General features: G+C 67.3%; 1 protein-coding gene. It reads right to left on the reverse strand.

The window, feature by feature from the left end:
- A partial coding sequence (locus GGR43_RS23990; RefSeq protein ID WP_425502253.1) for a DUF6745 domain-containing protein occupies positions 1 to 1,161 on the reverse strand: 1,161 nt, incomplete at its 3' end.
- Positions 1,162 to 1,168: the final 7 nt, after the last annotated feature.

The raw sequence follows: 1,168 nt of genomic DNA on the forward strand, positions 1-1,168 counted from the left end.
AAGAGCATATCCATCGCTATACTGGACGGCGGGGCCATCTTCGTTATGCAGGCGCCGCCCGTCATCCCAGCGCACAACAACAGGTCGCTCAGAGGCAATGACGATATTTTCGAACGGCCACCACCATTCACATTGCGACCCGATCGCCTCCATGACGTCGAGGCCGTGCGCAGATGCCTCATCATATCGAACGCCAATTTTCTGGGCGAAGCGATAAAACGCTACCCAATAAAGGTCCTGCGCACCCCAAAGATAATTAGGGTCATAGACCTTCTGGTCCCAGAGCTGGCCCCCGAGCTGGTCCCAGAGCTGGTCCCTGAGCTGGCCCCCGAGCTGGCCCCAGAGCTGGTCCCTGAGCTGGCCCCTGAGCTGGTCCCCGAGCTGGTCCCAGAGCTGGTCCCAGATCTGGCCCCCGAGCTGGTCCCTGAGCTGGTCCCTGAGCTGGTCCCAGAGCTGGCCCCTGAGCTGGCCCCTGAGCTGGTCCCCGAGCTGGCCCCAGATCTGGCCCCCGAGCTGGTCCCAGAGCTGGCCCCCGAGCTGGTCCCAGAGCTGGCCCCCGAGCTGGTCCCAGAGCTGGTCCCAGAGCTGGTCCCCGAGCTGGCCCCAGATCTGGCCCCCGAGCTGGTCCCTGAGCTGGTCCCAGAGCTGGCCCCCGAGCTGGTCCCAGAGCTGGTCCCAGAGCTGGCCCCCGAGCTGGTCCCAGAGCTGGTCCCAGAGCTGGTCCCAGAGCTGGCCCCCGAGCTGGTCCCAGAGCTGGCCCCCGAGCTGGTCCCAGAGCTGGTCCCCGAGCTGGTCCCAGAGCTGGTCCCAGAGCTGGCCCCCGAGCTGGCCCCTGAGCTGGTCCCTGAGCTGGCCCCCGAGCTGGTCCCAGAGCTGGTCCCTGAGCTGGCCCCCGAGCTGGCCCCTGAGCTGGTCCCTGAGCTGGCCCCCGAGCTGGTCCCAGAGCTGGTCCCCGAGCTGGTCCCTGAGCTGGCCCCCGAGCTGGTCCCAGAGCTGGTCCCTGAGCTGGCCCCCGAGCTGGCCCCTGAGCTGGTCCCTGAGCTGGTCCCAGAGCTGGCCCCTGAGCTGGCCCCTGAGCTGGTCCCCGAGCTGGCCCCAGATCTGGTCCCCCAATTTTAACCGGCCTTCGGCACCCATCTTGAATATGCGGATCGCCAGCATGCAAGCC

It is taken from the genome of Sphingobium jiangsuense, from assembly GCF_014196495.1.
GTDB classification, from domain to species: domain Bacteria; phylum Pseudomonadota; class Alphaproteobacteria; order Sphingomonadales; family Sphingomonadaceae; genus Sphingobium; species Sphingobium jiangsuense.